We start from the raw sequence: 17,907 nt of genomic DNA, 5'->3' as shown, positions 1-17,907 counted from the left end.
ATGAATGAGCAAGAGCGGGCACCCAAGTAAGCAGGGGCCCGGCTCTTTTTGCAGTTGCTTCTCAGTGGACAGAACTCATGAATACCAATTACCGAATTCCCCTGCCCGGCACCAGCCTCGAGTATTTCGATACCCGCGCCGCGGTCGAGGCCATCAGCCCCGGAGCCTATGCCAAACTACCCTACACCTCGCGGGTGTTGGCCGAAAACCTGGTACGCCGCGCCGAGCCAGGCAGGCTCAACGACTTCCTCGAACAGATTATCGAACGCAAACGGGATCTGGACTTCCCCTGGTTCCCGGCGCGGGTGGTGTGTCACGACATTCTCGGCCAAACAGCACTGGTTGACTTGGCCGGTCTGCGTGATGCCATCGCCGACAAGGGTGGCGATCCGGCCAAGGTTAACCCTGTGGTGCCAACCCAACTGATTGTGGATCACTCTCTGGCAGTGGAACACCCCGGCTTTGAAGCGGATGCCTTCGAGAAAAACCGCGCCGTTGAAGACAGACGCAACGAAGACAGATTCCACTTTATCAACTGGACCAAGACGGCCTTTAAAAACGTCGATGTGATCCCGCCCGGTAACGGCATCATGCACCAGATCAACCTGGAGAAGATGTCCCCCGTAGTCCAGAGCCGCGACGGCGTAGCCTTCCCGGACACCTGTGTCGGCACCGACAGCCACACGCCACACGTGGATGCCCTCGGGGTGATCGCCATAGGCGTGGGTGGCCTGGAAGCCGAAAGCGTGATGCTCGGCCGCGCCTCCTGGATGCGCCTGCCGGACATAGTCGGCGTCAAGCTGACCGGCAAGGCCGCTCCCGGCATTACCGCCACGGATATAGTGCTGGCGCTGACCGAATTCCTGCGTAAAGAGCGGGTGGTGGGTGCCTATCTGGAATTCTTCGGTGAAGGCGCCGCCAGCCTGACCCTGGGTGACAGGGCAACCATCTCCAACATGACTCCCGAATATGGCGCCACTGCCGCCATGTTCTATATCGATCAGCAAACCATAGATTATCTGCGCCTCACCGGCCGTGATGACGACCAGGTAGCGCTGGTGGAAAACTATGCCAAGACCACGGGTCTGTGGGCCGACAGCCTCGAAGGCGCCGAATATGAGCGGGTACTGGAGTTCGATCTCTCCTCCGTGGTGCGTAACATGGCCGGTCCTTCCAACCCGCATGCCCGTTTGGCCACCAGCGACTTGGCCGCCAAAGGCATTGCCGGCAAGGTAGAGCAGCAAGAAGGCCTGATGCCGGACGGCGCCGTGATCATTGCCGCCATCACCAGCTGTACCAACACCAGTAACCCACGCAACGTGATTGCTGCCGGTCTTATCGCCCGCAACGCAGTGGAAAAAGGCCTGGTACGCAAGCCTTGGGTCAAGACCTCTCTGGCCCCCGGCTCCAAGGCGGTGGACCTCTATCTGCGCGAGGCTGGGCTATTGCCTTACCTGGAACAGCTGGGCTTTGGCATAGTCGCCTTCGCCTGTACCACATGTAACGGCATGAGCGGCGCGCTCGATCCCAAAATCCAACAGGAAGTGATCGACAGAGATCTGTACGCCACCGCGGTATTGTCCGGTAACCGTAACTTCGATGGCCGGATCCACCCCTATGCCAAGCAGGCATTCCTGGCCTCGCCGCCTTTGGTAGTGGCCTACGCCATTGCAGGGACTGTGCGTTTCGACATAGAGAAAGACCCACTCGGCACAGATCAGAACGGCAACGCCGTAACCCTCAAGGACATCTGGCCCAGCGACGAAGAGATAGATGCCATCGTCAAGTCATCGGTCAAGCCGGAGCAGTTCCGCAAGGTGTATGAGCCCATGTTCAATATCGCCGTGGAATACGGTGATGGGGTCGACCCTCTGTATGACTGGCGCCCAATGAGCACCTATATCCGTCGTCCACCCTACTGGGAAGGTGCCCTGGCCGGTGAACGTGCGCTCAAGGGGATGCGGCCACTGGCGGTACTGGGTGACAACATCACCACGGATCACCTGTCGCCATCGAACGCCATTTTGCCATCCAGCGCCGCCGGTGAATACCTGGCCAAGATGGGCTTGCCGGAGGAAGACTTCAACTCCTACGCCACCCACAGGGGAGACCATCTGACGGCCCAACGGGCCACCTTTGCCAACCCCAAACTGTTCAACGAAATGGTCAAGGACGATAGCGGCAAGGTGATCCAGGGCTCGCTGGCCCGTATCGAGCCCGAAGGGCAACAGGTACGCATGTGGGAAGCGATAGAAACCTACATGGAGCGCAAGCAACCGCTGTGCATCATAGCCGGTAAAGACTATGGCCAAGGCTCCAGCCGTGACTGGGCCGCCAAGGGCGTGCGTCTGGCCGGAGTCGAGGCAATTGTGGCCGAAGGCTTCGAGCGCATTCACAGAACCAACCTGATAGGCATGGGCGTGCTGCCGATGGAGTTCTTCCCGGGGACCGACAGGCTGACCCTGGGCATAGATGGCACAGAAACCTTCGACGTTCTCGGCGAGCGCACTCCCGGTGCCACCCTGACCCTGTTGCTGCATCGCAGCAATGGCGAAACGGTGGAAGTACCTGTGCGCTGCCGCCTGGATACCGCTGAGGAAGTAACCATCTATGAAGCCGGTGGTGTACTGCAGCGTTTCGCGCAGGACTTCTTGCAGGGCAATGTTTAAGCCGGCCCTTGATGCGTGACCAAGTCGGCCATAGCCAAGGTTATGGCCGACTGATAAAAATATTTATCTCAAAGGATCCAATGCCATGGCATTTAAACCACAGATAAAAATTCCCGCCACCTATATGCGCGGCGGCACCAGTAAGGGAGTGTTCTTCCGCCTGGACGATCTGCCCGAGGTGGCCAGAGTGCCCGGCCCGGCCCGCGACGCCTTGTTGATGCGGGTCATCGGCAGTCCAGACCCCTACGGCAAACACACAGACGGTATGGGCGGTGCAACCTCGAGTACCAGCAAATGCGTGATCATGAATGCCAGCCAGGTTCCCGGTCACGACGTAGACTACCTCTATGGTCAGGTCTCCATAGATAAGCCCTTTGTCGACTGGAGCGGCAACTGCGGCAACCTTTCCACTGCGGCAGGCGCCTTTGCCCTGCATGCCGGTCTGGTTGCTCCGGAACGGGTACCGGAAAACGGCATCTGCGAAGTGCGGATTTGGCAGGCCAATATCGGCAAGACCATTATCGCCAAGGTGCCGGTCAGCGCCGGAGAAGTGCAGGAAACCGGTGACTTTGAGCTCGACGGTGTCACCTTCCCCGCCGCCGAAATTGTGCTGGAATTTATCGACCCAGCCGATGACGGAGAAGACGGCGGTGCCATGTTCCCTACCGGCAAGCTGGTGGATGAGCTGACGGTTCCCGCCGAAGTACACCCCAGCGGTAAAATTCAGGCGACGCTAATCAACGCCGGGATCCCGACCATTTTCGTCAATGCCGCCGATCTCGGCTATCAAGGCACCGAACTACAGCCGGAGATCAACGGCGATCCCGAGGCGCTGGCTCGCTTTGAGCTGCTTAGGGCACACGGCGCGCTGGCCATGGGGTTGATTAAGGAGCTATCCGAAGCCGAAACCCGCCAACACACTCCCAAGGTAGCGTTTGTGGCCAAACCGCAGGCGCATCAGGTTTCCAGTGGCAAACAGCTGGCCGAAACCGATGTCGACCTCTTGGTTCGCGCTCTGTCCATGGGTAAATTGCACCACGCCATGATGGGCACGGCGGCAGTGGCCATAGGCACGGCCGCAGCTATCCCGGGCACCCTGGTTAACCTGGCGGCCGGCGGCGGTGAGCGCAGTTCGGTACGCTTCGGCCATCCATCTGGCACCTTGAAAGTCGGCGCCGAGGCCGAATTCAAGGACGGCCAGTGGCAGGTGACCAAGGCCATCATGAGTCGCTCGGCGCGCATCCTGATGGAAGGCCAGGTTCGGATCCCGGACGACGGCTTCTAAACCCGAGGCTATTAACACAATCACCGCCGTCTCTTCCCTACGGCGGCAAGCATCACTCGGTTTGCCAAAGGCTCCGCTTCCTCCCTTCCGGCGGGGCCTTTTTTCTACCACCTCTCTTTACGCTGCAACAAATTGCGATAAAGTTTGCCAAACTGAAAACAAAAATCTGTTATAAAATGAGTTTCTGCCAATAAAACACCTAGTTAAAGAGGACCTCTTGTCTCGGATCTGCTGTCTACTCGTCACTCTGCTATTTGCTATCTGCCTGTTTGAGATTAAGGCAGAACCTGCGTCCCAGCTCAAATTTCAACATGTTAGCAGTATGAATGGCCTGAATCAGAACAGCATCACCCACCTCTACCAAGACAAGGCGGGCATCTTGTGGATTGGTACCCAGGATGGATTGCACAGTTACAACGGCATTAACTTCACTCTGTTTCAGCACGACCCCTACCACAGCCAGACCCTGACCGATGATCATGTCACTGACATACTCCAGGATGCTCAAGGTCATTTATGGATAGGTACCTTCAACGGCGGACTTAACCGCCTGGATCTGAAAACAGGGACTTTCAGCGCCATAGGACGGGACAAAGGACTCCGCAGTAGTAGGATCAACCGCCTGGCCTTGGTGGGGGATACGCTATGGGTTGGCAGCGGCAATGGGATCTACGCCCTGAATACCACCACCAATGAGCTACAGGAGCTGGCTCTTGGGCCGAATATCAATGCCGATATTCGGGTACTGACCCCCATGGGTAAGGATGCCCTGTTGATTGGTACTCAAAATGATGGCTTGCTAGTCTTACGCAATGAGGGACTCAAGCCCCTGCCCTTGCCCGATAGTGAACAAGGTCATCCGGTCCAAGCTCGCCAAGGCGAAGATGGCGCTCTGTGGTTAGCCATGGGAAATGCGCTCTGGCGCTACCCACAAGAGCAACAAACGCCGGAACTCATTTATCGTTTAGCGACAGATAATATGCAGTTCCTTGAATTCATTTTTGACAGCCGGGGCGATGTCTGGCTCGGTGGCCAGCAGACAGGTCTTATCCGGCTCCAGCTTAGAGAGGGTCAGTGGCAAGCCAGGCATTATCGCTATGACCCATCCGATCCCAACAGCCTCAGCGACAATGATGTCTACAGCCTGCTACAGGATAATAACGGTATTCTGTGGATTGGCAGCCTGTTCTCCGGCATAGACACTGTGAACCTGGCGCGGCAGTACTTTGAACATATCCACAACAATCAAGATCCCGAGGAACGCCTGCGGGAAAACAATTTCCGCGCCATATTCCGCGCCAGTAACGGCTTGTTGTACTTGGGCACTGACAGGGCCGGTTTGTTTCATATGGATCAAGATGGCCGATTCTTTTCCTATCACAGCCAGCTTGCCAAGTTACTTGGCAAGGATGAATCCTTTCTGGATCTCACCATTAGAGCAATAGCCGAAGACAGTCACCAGAGGCTCTGGCTGGCCAGCAATGAAGGCTTGATTAGCCTCAGTAAGCAAGGTCAAATGCGGCTATATCGACCGCCGGGTAATAAATCCACTGTTCGCGACCTATTTATTAATAACCAAGATCAAATCTGGCTGGGAGCCGCCAACACCCTGTATCACTTCGATCCGGAGACAGAGGACTTCCAGGCCCATTTCGTCAATGAGTTTTTGGAAGAAGGCCCCCAAGCACAGATGATCCTATGTCTGGCTCCGGCCAATAATGGCATTTGGGTCGGCACCACCAATGGGGCTTATTGGCTGCAACCGCAAACAGGTCAACAGCAAACTATTCGTGGCGACAGGCTCGCTCACCCCATGGTGCGTGACATTCTCAAAGACAGAGATGGCAGCATCTGGTTTGCCACCCACGGCGGGCTCAGTCGGCTGCGCCAAAATGAATTGCAACACTTCGGCCGCAATCAAGGATTACCGGGTAATACCGTTTATGCCTTGGAGCAAGATCAGAGTGGTGACCTCTGGCTCAGCAGCAACTCTGGCATCAGCCGCTTTGCCATAGACAAAGAAAAAGTATTAACCTTCAACGAGTATGAAGGATTGCAGGCGCTGGAGTTCAACGGCAACGTCAGTTGGCAGGACAAGGACGGCAGTATCTGGTTTGGCGGCATCAACGGCCTGAACCATTTCTACCCGCAGCAGGTACCCAAGGTACGCAAGCAAGCCAAACTGGCCCTGGCCGGATATCGTCTGGGTAACCATTATTTTCCTCGGCTTGAACTGGATGGTATTCCCGAACTGACCATCTTGGATAGCAACCAGCTAATAAGCTTTGAAATAACCGCTTTGGATTTTGCCTATCCCCAACGCCACCGTTTCAGCTTCTTCCTCGAAGGCTGGGATGAAGAATGGCATCCAGCACAATCGCAAAACGAAATCAGCTATGCCAACTTGGCGCCCGGCGATTATCGGTTGTTTGCCCGACATCAACTACAACACAATCCGGAAGGGCAAGAACAACTGCTGCTGCAACTCACAGTACCGGCCCCTTTTTATCGTAGTACGCTGGCCAACATACTCTACTTGAGCTGCACCCTACTGTTTTTCGGACTTTGGCTGCGTCGTTACCTGCATCAGCGCCATTTGGAGTTGCAAACTCAGTCCAATATTCGCCTATCTGAAGAACGGCTTAAACTGGCACTCTGGGGCTCGGGTGACCGTATGTGGGACTGGCAAATGGAAGATGACCGCTTCTTTATTACCGGCCCCAAACACTGTGCCAATACCCCCCAGGAGATCAGCTCCCAAAAGCGCTTGGAACTGATCCATCCAGAGGACAGAGCACAAGTCAAAGCCGCTATGGAAGCTTATCTCCAAGGAAAGGCAGAGTTTTTCGAAGCCGAGTACCGTACCGATCTCGGCGACACCCATTGGTGCTGGGTACTGGATCGCGGCAAAATCGTTGAGTGGGACAAAAATGATAAACCTCTGAGACTGGCTGGCACCTATACCGATATCAGCATGCGCCGCGGTCAGGAAGAGGCGCTGCGTCTTTCTTCTCAAGTATTGGAAAGCATGAATGAATCCGTTGTGGTCTGTAATCTCAACTACCGGGTCATCTCAGTCAACCCGGCGTTTTGCAGCACCACAGGATTCAACGAACATAAGATTGCTGGCAAACCATTCCTGTTTTTAACCCGGGGTCTCTATCCCAGGAGCTTCTATCTACAGATAGAACACCAACTGCTGAATCAAAAACACTGGTCCGGTGAAGTGCAAATACGCACTCACTCCAAGCAATCCTTGTTAGTCTGGATGGAGATCAATCAGGTACTCAACAGCCAGGGAGAGGCCAGCCATTTTGTGGTGGTGTTTACCGATATCACAGATCGTAAACAGGCTGAAAAAGATCTGCGACTGCTGGCCAATTATGATCAGCTCACCGGCCTACCCAACCGCACCCTATTCCAGGACAGATTGGATCATGCTCTGCGCCAGGCTCACCGCAATCGCACTATGGTTGCCCTATTGTTTCTGGATCTCGACAGGTTCAAACACATCAACGACTCCCTGGGTCATCATATTGGCGATCAACTGCTGAAAGCGGTCGCATCCAGATTGACCAAAGCGATCAGGGATGGTGATACGGTTGCGCGCTTGGGCGGTGATGAATTCATCATTCTTCTTGAAGGGTTGCAAAAAACCAAGGCAGCGACCGTCATTGCCGAAAAACTGCTGACGGCGTTCGAACGCCCCTTCGCACTGGAGAATTTCAGCCTCAATGTTTCCCCGTCTATAGGCATCAGCCTCTATCCGGATGATGCCGATGAAGGACTAGAGCTACTGAAGTTTGCCGACACCGCCATGTACCACGCCAAGTCGTTGGGGCGCAATAACTTCCAGTTTTATACCGCCAAACTCAATGCTTATGCGGTGCGTCACGTACAATTGGAAGCCGGACTCAAACAAGCGTTAGGCCGAAACGAATTTAAGCTGCAATATCAACCCAAGTTCTGTGTTCATAGCGGTAAACTCACCGGCATGGAGGCCCTACTGCGTTGGGAAAGCCAGGAGCTGGGGCCTATTTCACCGGCAGAGTTCATTCCGCTGGCAGAGGAAACCGGCTTGGTCAATAGCATAGGCCAATGGGTATTGCTAAGCGTTTGCAGTCAACTGGAGCGCTGGCAAAATCAAGGGTTGGAAGTCGTCCCCGTGGCAATAAATATCTCCGCCAAACAGCTGCAGACTGACATTATTTCCAGCATAGAAGTCGCTCTCGCCATGCACGGTTTGAGTGCAGAATTGTTGGAAATTGAACTGACTGAGTCTGCCGTGATGCAGCGGCCACTGGAGTCGGTGGAAATACTCAATCAACTGAAAGCACTGGGATTAAGCCTGGCGGTTGATGACTTTGGCACCGGTTATTCCAGCCTGGCCTATCTCAAACGCTTCCCGCTGGATACCTTAAAAATTGACCGTGAGTTTGTCCGCGATATCACCAAAGACCCGGACGATGCCGCCATTACCAACGCCATCATAGTCCTGGCCCACAGCCTGGAGTTACAGGTGGTGGCCGAAGGAGTGGAAACCCAGGCTCAACTGAATTTCCTTGCTGCCCAGGGCTGCGATCAGGCTCAGGGCTTCCTGTTGGGACGTCCAATGACAGAAGTGCAAGCACAAGCCTTACTCAGCCGAAAATAAAATCACCTCATAAAAAACGCGGCTCAAATGGCCGCGTTTTTGATTAATAGTGGGATTATTGGCTTATGCCTTTTCCAGCCTGGGCACTTTGCAGACCCAGCCTTGTGGGCCTGGTCTGTGTCCTTTCTGGATTTCGGTGAAGACCTTATAGATGCGACTGACATGTTCACCCACCTTGCCGTCACCAACGGTGACCACCCGGCCATCTTCAAAAATGTAGGAGCCGACTGGAGAAACCACGGCCGCGGTACCGAAACCACCGGCTTCGATGATCTCACCCGACTCGACACCGGCGATAAAATCGTCCAGTTTCACGTGCTCCTGGCGGACATCGCAGCCAAGCAGTGGCGCCAGCTCAATAATAGACTGCGAGGTGATCGACTTGAGTATGGTATCGGTAAACTCAGGGATGATCACTGTGCCATCCTTGAGAATATGGAAGTGGTTCATCGCCCCGGCTTCTTCGATATATTCATTGGTCGAGTCCAGGTACAGCACCTGGGAAGCACCGTGAGCGGCAGCCGCCTTACCGGCACGCAGGGAAGCGGCATAGTTGCCGGCAGCCTTGGAGGCACCGGTACCACCGGATACCGCGCGGTGAAACTCTTTGCTGATCAGCAGACGAATGGCGTTGAGGCTTTCACCATAGTAGGCGCCGCTGGGGCTCATCACCACGCAGAAGGTGTAGCGGTTGGCAGGGCTGACTGACAGTCTGTCTTCGGTGGCAAAAATAAAGGGCCGAATATAGAGGCAAGCCCCTTCCTGCATCGGGAACCAGAGACGGTCGACATCGATAAGGGCGTTGATCGCCTTAAGCTGCATGGCTTCATCAATATTGGGAATACAGACGATATCGGCAGAGCGATTCATGCGTTCGGCATTCTTGTTGAGACGGAAGGTATAAATCTCCCCATCTTCATGCATAAAGGCCTTGGCACCCTCAAAAATACATTGGCCATAATGCAGCGCCATCGCGCCGGGAGCCATCTCGAAAGGTCCGTAAGGGACGATACGGGGATCCCGCCATTCGCCGTCATAATAATCCATCATGAACATGTGATCGGTACGCAGACGACCAAAGCCAACATTTCCTTCAGGGCAAAACTGTTCTGAGCGACGCTCTGCGGCGGGCTTTAACTGATACTTGATTTCCATTGCTTACCACCTTGACTGTTGTTCAAGCAGACTAGGGAGCGCCCGGAATAATGTCAAGAGGACCAAGGTCTGCAGCCAGTCAGGCTTCTGTAAAAAGTTGTGTAAAAAAGCCTAGCAATATTTTGACCATCAAATCTCGGCCAGCTCTCCCAGAGGCGGCAAACGAGAAAAATCACCGCTCTCTTCCGGGCTGACCAGAGTAAACAGTCCGGCATCACGATGCCGTTTCAGCAAGATATCCACTTCGAGAGTGGCGTCTTCCTTCAGCAGCCTGGATACCGCGCCGGCATCAGACTGGAACTCAGCCGCACGATAATAACAGCCACCATCATCGGGGCGCGGTACCAGTTTAAAACCGATTTTCCCCTGAGGCAGGGTCTGCATCTTGGCAGCATCCAGATACAGGGTCAGGCAGTTGCGGCTCTGCTGGTTGCGCTGCTTATCCTGCATAAAGCCCTTAGGCAGAATACCCGGCAGATACTGCTCGCCACTGAGCAGATAAAAATCGAAATCCTCTATGGCGGCGCCGGTATCATCCCACACCCGAATCACCAGCATGGTGTAACGCTTCTTGGTGGTCCGGCTTTGGGTTTGCCGCGTAAGCTCCTGACAGGCTCGGCGGTAAGCCTCTACCGAGTCTACCTTTAGCCAATCAAGAATCGCCTGCACTACCGGCTTGTTGGCGGCGTTTCTGCGGCTGACCGAGCGCATGATCCCCATTTTTTCTTTGCTGTGACTAGCCCTGGGAATAATGCCAAAGCCACTGACAGGAGCCTGAATGAAACTTGCCGGCGCCAGCTTGGCCACGCAGGCACCATCAAAACTGTCACATTCCTGAACCTGCTCCATCAATTGCAACCGAGCATAATTCATATTCGCCGCGGCGACCCGCACGACACCATCCGAGCCCGGCTCGGCGGTATAAGCGTTAAGATAATCATAGAGGGACGCATCTATGCTTTCGCCGGTCAGTACCAAGGGCCAAAGCCGAGCGGCCTCAAAGTCGTAGTTAAGCCAGGCTTGACTCAAAGAGGCCTGCCCCAGACTGCCCAGCTCCAACCAGTCGAGGATCTTCTGCCCGGGCTCCAATCCATCGAACCAGGCCTTGATCCTGGCGAGACGCGACTTGCCAAGCTGTGCCAAGGCGGAGCCGTGGTTGGCCGGTGCCAGCATGATCATATGAGTCACGGGACAAGCCGCCAATTTTTGGGATCCGAAGAAGGTCTCCAACCAGCAACGTATCACGGCTGCTCCAGTGCTGTGGGTGATCACCGCGAAAGGCTCATCCCCCAGCACTTCACGCCTGGCAGCCTCGAAGGCCAGCGCAACGTCCTCCAACTTCACCTGATCCTGAAAACTGATATAACGCCCCAAGTGCAGATGACTCACCTCAAGCTCTGTGTCTGCCCGCTTGGCCAATGCCTGCGGCAAATAGCCATAGGTCTCTGTGGATGTCACACTCCAGCCGTGTACAAATACCAGTCTCATCCCTTTCCCCTCAGGTTAACAGTCTATTTTTCGACCACAACACTATCACTATCTCACAACAATCAAAGCCTCTAACATTAAGTTTTTTAACATAAAAGGTCGGTATATACGATGAAAAGTCCCTTCCTGCGCTCATTCAGCCAAAGTTCAGCAAAACGGCCCTAACCTGCCGATGAACACAAGTTGACCCGGCTTAAAACAGCCATCCGGACTTTCCCGGATCAAGGAGTAAATTATGAAGATTCAATCTCTAATACTGGCTTCCGCTGCGGCTCTCGCTTTCTCGACCCCTTCCTTTGCTGCTGACTGGTTTGTCGGCGGCGGTGTCGGCGCGCAGCAAAACGACTACTCTCATAAGCCCACTGATGGCGGCAAGTTCAGCGATGATGATCGCAATGCCGTCTACATGCTGCGCGGCGGTACCTTCCTTACCCCCAACCAGCGTCTGTACGCCACTTATAGCTACAACAGCGATGACTTCGCCAAACAGCAGATGGGACTGGTTTCCTATGACTATCTGGTAGGTTTGGATCAGGCCCACAAACTGAACTGGTTTATCGGTGCCAGCGCCGGTATTAACCACACGGCGCCGGACAGCGATGCCCTGGGATCAGACAATAATTTTGTCTGGGGTGGTCAAACGGGTCTTGTGTATAAACTGAATGACAGGCTGGATACCGAGATAGGTTATCGTTATCTGAAGCAAGACTATGACAACAAGATAGACTCAGGTAAATATGCGCTGGATAACACCCAGCAACTGTACCTGAGTGTCAACTATCACTTCTAACCCTAAGCCTCTAAAAAGCCCCATTTTGGGGCTTTTTGCTTAATATCTCTTCTCAAATCGAATGGCATGGTTAACAGCCACACCAACACAGCGACATTCGCAAGCTGCTCCCACCGCCAAATCCATGGCTCACAATTTACGGCAAATTATTTTGGTATAAGCGAAAAATAAGACTACTTTTATACCACTCTGCCTCAAAGCAGCCATTACTTTGAATAGCTCGGATCACTGTCAGAGCATTATTTCACTTCACACGATAAGATCGAGATATGAAACCTTACCAAGCCATAGATTGTGGCAACTATGATTACCTGGAGTTAGCCTGTATCCGCGGTTATCCGCTGAAAATAGAGCTGTTGCAAGGAGAGATATTGCATGGCAAGGCATTGATCACCGAGACCCGTCCCGACAAGAGCGAGTGGCTGCTGGTGCAAACGGCCACCAGCAACCGCGCCATCCGAATGGATCAGTTGCTGGCGATTACCCCAGAGCAGGAAGGTGCCGAGTTCGGCCGAGTGCTGATTGCCTCGACCGGTTGTGAAATTTAAATCGCCGCGATAATAGAGACCTCCACCAGATACTCAGGCTCGGCGATCGAAGCCTCCACACAAGCTCTGGCCGGTGCATGTCCAGCAGGTAACCAAGCATCCCAAATGGCATTCATGGCATCATAATCACTCATCTGTTTCAGGTAGATAGTCGCCGACAGGATCCGCTCGCGACTGCTGCCAGCCCGTTTCAATAGCTCATCCACCTCTTCGAGCATGGTTAGGGTCTGTTGTTGAATATCGGCATACTTGTCCTTGGCGACTTGACCACAGAGGTAAGCCGTATTGTTGTGGATCACTATGCTGCTCATGCGTGCATTGGTATCGATACGTTGAATTGTCATCGGCGGGGTTCCGGGTAAAAAACATTATTTTATCCGGCAAAAGTCGGCTTGGGACAGCTGGGATTCAGATAAGTGAAAAAAACTGCCAAACAGCCGATTTTATCGCATATTTTTTGGACACTTAGAGATAAGAGCTATTCCTTAAGCCAGTGGCACTGATAGAATCAATATCTCATTCGCCAACTATATTAAGGACTCCTGTATGAGCCTAGAACTACTGTCCCAACTGGAGACCAAAATCCAGGCAGCACTCGAAAATATTGAGCTTCTGAAAATGGAGCTGGATGAAGAAAAGCAGAAAAATGCTGATCTGACAGAGCAAAACCAACAACTTCAGCAAGATCTCAACTCGTGGAACGAGAAAGTCACCGGCCTTGTTGGTCTGCTCAACAACGAAGTCAACTGAATCTAAACGGTTTTAGCTTGGCTGTTCTGAGTTTCAATGAGTTCGTTCAATTCCATGATAGCCTGCTTTACCTTTGGCAGGCTTTTTCTCGGCAGCAAAAAACGCCCCTTATCAAACTCTAATCTTCCCAGATCTTTCACCCAGACGGCGCCGGTCAAAAATATCCTTACGTGTTTGACTATCAGCTTGGGAGCATAGACAGGAAATACACGCACGAGAAACCTCCTTTAGTTGATTTCCGATCCCGATCTTTTGACTCTTTATTCCGCATAAGGTTTCATGCCGATCCGGGAAATAGCCAAAAACAACCAAGATCATTTTTTACCTTCCACCTCCCACAGAACGTCATTCATCGCCACAAAACGTCAAATAGACAACGCTTGCCAATTTTTTGACGCACTGTTAGAGTGAGCATGTTACTCAGGGTAAAAACTGAGCCCCATGGCTCTAGTCCGTGCTTTCTGCATTCAGGAAGTACGGTTTTTTTTTTGCCTGTCCCCATGCTTTTTGAGGTAACAAAAAAGGGCCTACAAGGCCCCTTTGATGTTGAAAAGCTGAATTACTTCAACTTAGTCAGATAGAGAGCTATATCCAGCATCTCGTCATAAGACTTGATGGCCCCGGTTTCGACCCGATATTTACCATTCACCACCAGCGCAGGAACCCCTGAAATCTCGGCATTTTCTGTGTTGCGCTTCATGCTGGCCAGCATGGTACTGACCATAAAAGAGCTGGCCGCAGAATCAAACTGTTTGGGATCCACACCATTGGCAACAAAGAGAGCCTTGATGTCGTCAAGACTGGTGAAATGTTGCTTCTTGTCCTGGATCGCACTGAACATGGCGTGATTAATCTTATCGGACACCTTCAGCACTTTGGCAATGGCAAAGGCACGGGACATTTCAACCCCCATCTCACGACCGATAAACTCGACATGATTTTGCTCAAATGCCACCCCTTCCGGCAGACGCGCCTTCAGGACAGGGAGTATATTTTTCTCAAAGTTATAACAATGAGAGCAGTAAAAAGAGAAAAACTCTCTGATTTCAGGCTTGGCAGTGGCGGGACCATCACTGACCACAGTGTAGTGCACACCTTCTTTGTATTGAGCTGCCGTGGCCGCCAGGGGAAGCAGCAAAAACGCCGCCGCCAACATCAGGATTTTCTTCATTGGAGTTCCTTTTTTTATTAAAAATTACAGCCAACACTGCTGGAGTTGCTGAATAACATAATCTTCTTTTTGAGTCGAACTCAAGCTCTGAGTTCCCTTTTTATTTTTCCCACCCACAACCGCGGTGGACAGATAAACAGGCAGAGATTGAACTCTGCCACCTTATCAATAGGGAATAAGGCTCAGCGGCGGCTCATCCAGTCGCTGCCGTTGCTCTTTAAAGGCCTGTAACTGCTGTCGCCAGTATTCTTCGGTCGCAAACCAGGGGAAGTGGCGCGGAAACGCGGGGTCGTCCCAGCGTTTGGCCAGCCAGGCGTTATAGTGCAACATTCGCAGAGCCCTGAGTGGCTCTATCAACTGTAGCTCTTTGGTATCGAAGTTGGAGAAGGCCTCGTAGGCCTCCAGCAAGACTTCCAACTGCAGCGTCTGTTGCTGCCTGTCACCAGACAGCATCATCCACAGATCCTGAACCGCAGGGCCGTTGCAGGCATCATCGAGATCGACAAACCCGGGGCCATTGGGGGTCCAGAGAATATTGCCGGGATGCAGATCGCCATGCAGGCGCATACTTTGGTATTCGATATTCTGCCAACGCCGCTGCAGCTCAGAGAAGAGGCTTAACGCCGCCTCGAGCAGATGTTCCCGCAAAGCGTTCGGGATCAGCTCTGTGCGCTGCAATTGCTCCAGCGCCGGAGTCCCCAGGGTTGTCGGCGTCAGGCTCAAGCGCTGCTTGAACAGACTGCCACGGGAATACTGGTGCAAACGGCCGATAAACTGGCCGGCACCCTCTATCTGATCCAGGTTGTCCACTTCGAAGCTGCGACCGCCTATGGAAGGAAACAGCGCGAAACGCCACTCTTTGAAGTGATGCAGACTGCGGCCGTCGAGCACCACAGGGGCGGCAATGGGGATCTCGGCTTCGGCCAGCTCGAACGTAAATTCATGCTCTTCCAAAATCTGGGCATCGGTCCAACGCTCGGGGCGATAGAACTTAACCACGTACCTCTGACCGCGATCGCAGCGAAACTGATAGACCCGGTTCTCATAGCTGTTGAGTGGCGTTAGCCCCGTCTCGGGGTAAATCGCTAGACTTTCGATGGCATCCAAAATCAGTTCAGGGGAAAGATCCCGATAATGAAACGCCGCCATGGCCTGCTTTTCTGTCATGCCTGTGACTCCAGTAAATGTTTCAGGTATACCAACACTTCCCAGTCTTGTTCACTCTGGCAGCTCAACCAGCATACATCACCGTAAAACTCATAGTTGAGCCACAAGAGGCTGCCTTCAAAATCCAGCAGCCATTGGTGACGGTCTGCTCCCCATTGCCGCTCCAGCACCTTGGCATCGAGTGCCCGGCACAGGGGCTCGGCAAAGCTGTCGAAGGCTTCAAACTCGACCCCGGCCGTCATCGACAAGGTTTTATGCTCGGGATCCAAGCTAAGATTTTGATACTGCATCTTTTAATCCTATTTCTTAACTGCTGCAGGACATGATCAACCCCTGCCCCCAATCCGGTGGTCGCTTGGCAAATTCCTGCATCTCTGGCTGTTCATCGAACGGGCGCCTGAGGAGCTGGTACAACTGCTCAAGCGGCTGGCTATTGCCCTCCTCTTCGATGGCAATGATCGCTTCCTGAGCCAGATAGTTGCGCAAGATATATTTGGGGTTATGGGCCCGGCGCTCGGCCTGCCACTGTTCAAGTCCCTGGCGGGTATCGATACGTTGCCGGTACTCGGGCAGCCAGTCATCCCAGCCCTGACGATTGATAAAATCATCCCTCAGACTACTGTTTTCTGCCTTAGGATCCAGCTCGCCGAAGCGGCGCAGGCTCTGGGTATAGTCCAAGGCGTTTTGTTCCAACAAGCCGGTAAAGGCGCCGATAAGCGCCAGGTCCTTGTTGTCCTGCTCCAGCCTGGCATCAAGGCTTAAATCTTCGGCCAAAGGTGCCAGCCCCAACTTGGCGCGCATCAAGCCAAGATATTGCTGCACCAATTCATGTTGATAAGTATTGAGCGCGGCTATCAAGTCATCGGAAGCCAGCACAGGCGTCAACGCCTGCGCCAAACGTTGCAGGTTCCACAAGCCGATGCCGGGTTGCTGACCGAAGGCGTAGCGCCCCTCGGGATCTGAATGGTTACAGATAAAGTCTTCCTTGAAGGTATCGAGGAAGGCGAAGGGGCCAAAGTCGAAGCTGTCGCCGAGAATCGACATATTATCGGTATTCATCACCCCGTGGGCAAAGCCCACCGCTTGCCAGTGAGCTATCATGCGCGCAGTATCGCGCACCACCAGCGCAAACCAAGCCTTGTAGCCGTCATAGTCCAGGCTGAGTTGGGGATAATGTTGGCTGAGGGTGAAATCGAGCAGCTGCTTGAGCTTGTCGGCCTGACCCCTCTCGCTGTAACAGAAATACTCGAAGTGGCCAAAACGTATATGGCTGCGGGCCAGGCGTACGGTAATGGCGCCTTTTTCCAGCGACTCGCGCCACACCGGCAGCTCAGAGCCGATCACCGCCAACGCCCTGGTGGTGGGCACGCCCAAATGATACAGCGCCTCGGACACCAGAAACTCGCGCACCGCCGAACGCATCACAGCACGGCCATCACCGTGACGCGAGTATGGCGTGGGACCCGCGCCCTTCAAGGCCAGATCCCAGGCACCTTCAGGCCCCTGCATCTCTCCGAGAATGATCGAGCGACCATCACCCAATCTGGGGCTGTAGCCGCCAAACTGATGTCCACTGTAGACTTGGGCGTAATATTCGGCGCCCGGCATTCTCTGGTTGCCGGCGAGTTGCTGCAGCAGGGTTTCATTGGGGCCAGCCAAGCCCAAAAGCGCCGCCGCATCATCACTCCAAGCCAACCAGTGAGGTGACGGCAGCCCAGAAGGCAATACCTGCTGATAAAATCCAGCCAGGCGGGTGAAGTAATCCTGTTTAAATTTCATGTCCCTTAGGGGCCGTTAGTGTGCCATTGGTCACAGATTACCATATCCCTGTCGTCGAGACGGCAGTTGTGACCGCACTCGAAGCTGCCTTTCCCCTCATTGAGGCGCTGCATGCCACTGCCCTTGCCTTGGCACTGCTGCAGGGTTTGATAATAACCGGCAATGGCGTGATAACGATCCAAGGTCTCGGCCGTTTGCGGCTCGACGTCCGACTTATCTCTATTCGGCTGCGGTATATCCGTATCCGGATAGTAAAACAGAGTCCATTGCGGCTGCTTGCTACAGGCTGCCAGCAGCAACAGTGAAGTAAGTGCAACCCATAAAGTCGCTGGTTTCATTGCGGCTCTCCATCAATAAAAAAAGCGAACCCGCAGGCTCGCTTAGCTTGGGAAGGAGTGACACGGCAGTCAACCCGGCCCTCCTTGCTTGATTCTACACATTGAATCGGCTT

At 53.6% G+C, this 17,907-nt stretch carries 15 protein-coding genes; 6 read left to right on the top strand and 9 right to left on the bottom strand.

Features of this window, described 5'->3' with window-relative positions; genetic code table 11:
• The first annotated feature begins 77 nt into the window (after nt 1-77).
• The 3 genes from acnD (at nt 78) to K5621_RS01620 (ending at nt 8,608) form a co-directional block, all read left to right on the top strand.
• Entirely contained in the window at nt 78-2,669 is a 2,592-nt protein-coding gene (gene acnD / locus K5621_RS01630) for a Fe/S-dependent 2-methylisocitrate dehydratase AcnD (protein ID WP_221050256.1), read from the top strand.
• Between the two features lie 85 nt (nt 2,670-2,754).
• Nucleotides 2,755-3,954, top strand: coding sequence for a 2-methylaconitate cis-trans isomerase PrpF (prpF, locus tag K5621_RS01625; RefSeq protein ID WP_221050255.1), 1,200 nt, complete (start codon nt 2,755-2,757; stop codon nt 3,952-3,954).
• A 322-nt stretch (nt 3,955-4,276) separates the two neighbouring features.
• Nucleotides 4,277-8,608 carry an EAL domain-containing protein gene (locus K5621_RS01620; protein ID WP_221050254.1) on the top strand — a complete coding sequence of 1,444 codons (4,332 nt, stop codon included), beginning with the start codon at nt 4,277-4,279 and terminating at the stop codon, nt 8,606-8,608.
• 63 nt (nt 8,609-8,671) lie between these two features.
• On the opposite strand, the gene K5621_RS01615 is transcribed toward K5621_RS01620, so the two are convergent.
• Both K5621_RS01615 and K5621_RS01610 read right to left on the bottom strand, forming a co-directional pair.
• Entirely contained in the window at nt 8,672-9,763 is a 1,092-nt protein-coding gene (locus K5621_RS01615) for a branched-chain amino acid aminotransferase (RefSeq protein ID WP_100146031.1), read from the bottom strand.
• Between the two features lie 129 nt (nt 9,764-9,892).
• Nucleotides 9,893-11,251 carry an esterase/lipase family protein gene (locus K5621_RS01610; RefSeq protein ID WP_100146029.1) on the bottom strand — a complete coding sequence of 453 codons (1,359 nt, stop codon included), beginning with the start codon at nt 11,249-11,251 and terminating at the stop codon, nt 9,893-9,895.
• 235 nt (nt 11,252-11,486) lie between these two features.
• Between K5621_RS01610 and K5621_RS01605 the strand changes: the two genes are divergently transcribed.
• Both K5621_RS01605 and K5621_RS01600 read left to right on the top strand, forming a co-directional pair.
• Nucleotides 11,487-12,041 carry an outer membrane beta-barrel protein gene (locus K5621_RS01605; RefSeq protein ID WP_100146027.1) on the top strand — a complete coding sequence of 185 codons (555 nt, stop codon included), beginning with the start codon at nt 11,487-11,489 and terminating at the stop codon, nt 12,039-12,041.
• A gap of 269 nt (nt 12,042-12,310) precedes the next feature.
• Nucleotides 12,311-12,589 (top strand): Rho-binding antiterminator, encoded by a 279-nt coding sequence (locus tag K5621_RS01600; protein ID WP_100146025.1) that lies wholly within the window; start codon nt 12,311-12,313, stop codon nt 12,587-12,589.
• Here the strand turns inward: K5621_RS01600 and K5621_RS01595 are convergent.
• The gene (locus tag K5621_RS01595) at nt 12,586-12,933 is read right to left on the bottom strand and encodes a RidA family protein (RefSeq protein ID WP_100146023.1); all 348 of its coding nucleotides are present in this window, start codon (nt 12,931-12,933) and stop codon (nt 12,586-12,588) included. The two genes, K5621_RS01600 and K5621_RS01595, sit on opposite strands and share 4 nt — an antisense overlap.
• Nucleotides 12,934-13,135: 202 nt before the next feature.
• Between K5621_RS01595 and K5621_RS01590 the strand changes: the two genes are divergently transcribed.
• Nucleotides 13,136-13,339, top strand: a complete 204-nt coding sequence (locus K5621_RS01590) for a cell division protein ZapB (protein ID WP_100146021.1) — start codon at nt 13,136-13,138, stop codon at nt 13,337-13,339.
• A gap of 2 nt (nt 13,340-13,341) precedes the next feature.
• Here the strand turns inward: K5621_RS01590 and K5621_RS01585 are convergent, their stop codons facing one another.
• The 6 genes from K5621_RS01585 to K5621_RS01560 form a co-directional block, all read right to left on the bottom strand.
• Nucleotides 13,342-13,554, bottom strand: a complete 213-nt coding sequence (locus K5621_RS01585; RefSeq protein ID WP_025010850.1) for a DUF1107 domain-containing protein — start codon at nt 13,552-13,554, stop codon at nt 13,342-13,344.
• A 344-nt stretch (nt 13,555-13,898) separates the two neighbouring features.
• Nucleotides 13,899-14,510, bottom strand: coding sequence for a thiol:disulfide interchange protein DsbA/DsbL (locus tag K5621_RS01580; protein WP_221050253.1), 612 nt, complete (start codon nt 14,508-14,510; stop codon nt 13,899-13,901).
• 165 nt (nt 14,511-14,675) lie between these two features.
• On the bottom strand, nt 14,676-15,677 hold the full coding sequence (locus K5621_RS01575; protein ID WP_221050252.1) for a serine/threonine protein kinase: 1,002 nt from the start codon (nt 15,675-15,677) through the stop codon (nt 14,676-14,678).
• Entirely contained in the window at nt 15,674-15,967 is a 294-nt protein-coding gene (locus K5621_RS01570) for a DUF3630 family protein (RefSeq protein ID WP_100146015.1), read from the bottom strand. The genes K5621_RS01575 and K5621_RS01570 overlap by 4 nt, the downstream gene beginning before the upstream one ends.
• A 16-nt stretch (nt 15,968-15,983) precedes the next feature.
• On the bottom strand, nt 15,984-17,456 hold the full coding sequence (locus K5621_RS01565) for a protein adenylyltransferase SelO (protein ID WP_221050251.1): 1,473 nt from the start codon (nt 17,454-17,456) through the stop codon (nt 15,984-15,986).
• A gap of 5 nt (nt 17,457-17,461) precedes the next feature.
• Entirely contained in the window at nt 17,462-17,794 is a 333-nt protein-coding gene (locus K5621_RS01560) for a hypothetical protein (protein WP_100146011.1), read from the bottom strand.
• Between the last annotated feature and the right edge of the window lie 113 nt (nt 17,795-17,907).

Origin of the sequence: Shewanella carassii, from assembly GCF_019670705.1 — a bacterium.
GTDB lineage: Bacteria > Pseudomonadota > Gammaproteobacteria > Enterobacterales > Shewanellaceae > Shewanella > Shewanella carassii.
Note: the sequence above shows the minus strand (reverse complement) of the source record. Positions and strands in the feature narration are given on the sequence as shown.

What these genes read in the sequence shown, in the direction of transcription:
- acnD (WP_221050256.1), top strand. Translation starts at nt 78, where the DNA reads ATGAATACCAATTACCGAATTCCCCTGCCCGGCACCAGCCTCGAGTAT.
- prpF (WP_221050255.1), top strand. Translation starts at nt 2,755, where the DNA reads ATGGCATTTAAACCACAGATAAAAATTCCCGCCACCTATATGCGCGGC.
- K5621_RS01620 (WP_221050254.1), top strand. Translation starts at nt 4,277, where the DNA reads ATGAATGGCCTGAATCAGAACAGCATCACCCACCTCTACCAAGACAAG.
- K5621_RS01615 (WP_100146031.1), bottom strand. Translation starts at nt 9,763, where the DNA reads ATGGAAATCAAGTATCAGTTAAAGCCCGCCGCAGAGCGTCGCTCAGAA.
- K5621_RS01610 (WP_100146029.1), bottom strand. Translation starts at nt 11,251, where the DNA reads ATGAGACTGGTATTTGTACACGGCTGGAGTGTGACATCCACAGAGACC.
- K5621_RS01605 (WP_100146027.1), top strand. Translation starts at nt 11,487, where the DNA reads ATGAAGATTCAATCTCTAATACTGGCTTCCGCTGCGGCTCTCGCTTTC.
- K5621_RS01600 (WP_100146025.1), top strand. Translation starts at nt 12,311, where the DNA reads ATGAAACCTTACCAAGCCATAGATTGTGGCAACTATGATTACCTGGAG.
- K5621_RS01595 (WP_100146023.1), bottom strand. Translation starts at nt 12,933, where the DNA reads ATGACAATTCAACGTATCGATACCAATGCACGCATGAGCAGCATAGTG.
- K5621_RS01590 (WP_100146021.1), top strand. Translation starts at nt 13,136, where the DNA reads ATGAGCCTAGAACTACTGTCCCAACTGGAGACCAAAATCCAGGCAGCA.
- K5621_RS01580 (WP_221050253.1), bottom strand. Translation starts at nt 14,510, where the DNA reads ATGAAGAAAATCCTGATGTTGGCGGCGGCGTTTTTGCTGCTTCCCCTG.
- K5621_RS01575 (WP_221050252.1), bottom strand. Translation starts at nt 15,677, where the DNA reads ATGACAGAAAAGCAGGCCATGGCGGCGTTTCATTATCGGGATCTTTCC.
- K5621_RS01570 (WP_100146015.1), bottom strand. Translation starts at nt 15,967, where the DNA reads ATGCAGTATCAAAATCTTAGCTTGGATCCCGAGCATAAAACCTTGTCG.
- K5621_RS01565 (WP_221050251.1), bottom strand. Translation starts at nt 17,456, where the DNA reads ATGAAATTTAAACAGGATTACTTCACCCGCCTGGCTGGATTTTATCAG.
- K5621_RS01560 (WP_100146011.1), bottom strand. Translation starts at nt 17,794, where the DNA reads ATGAAACCAGCGACTTTATGGGTTGCACTTACTTCACTGTTGCTGCTG.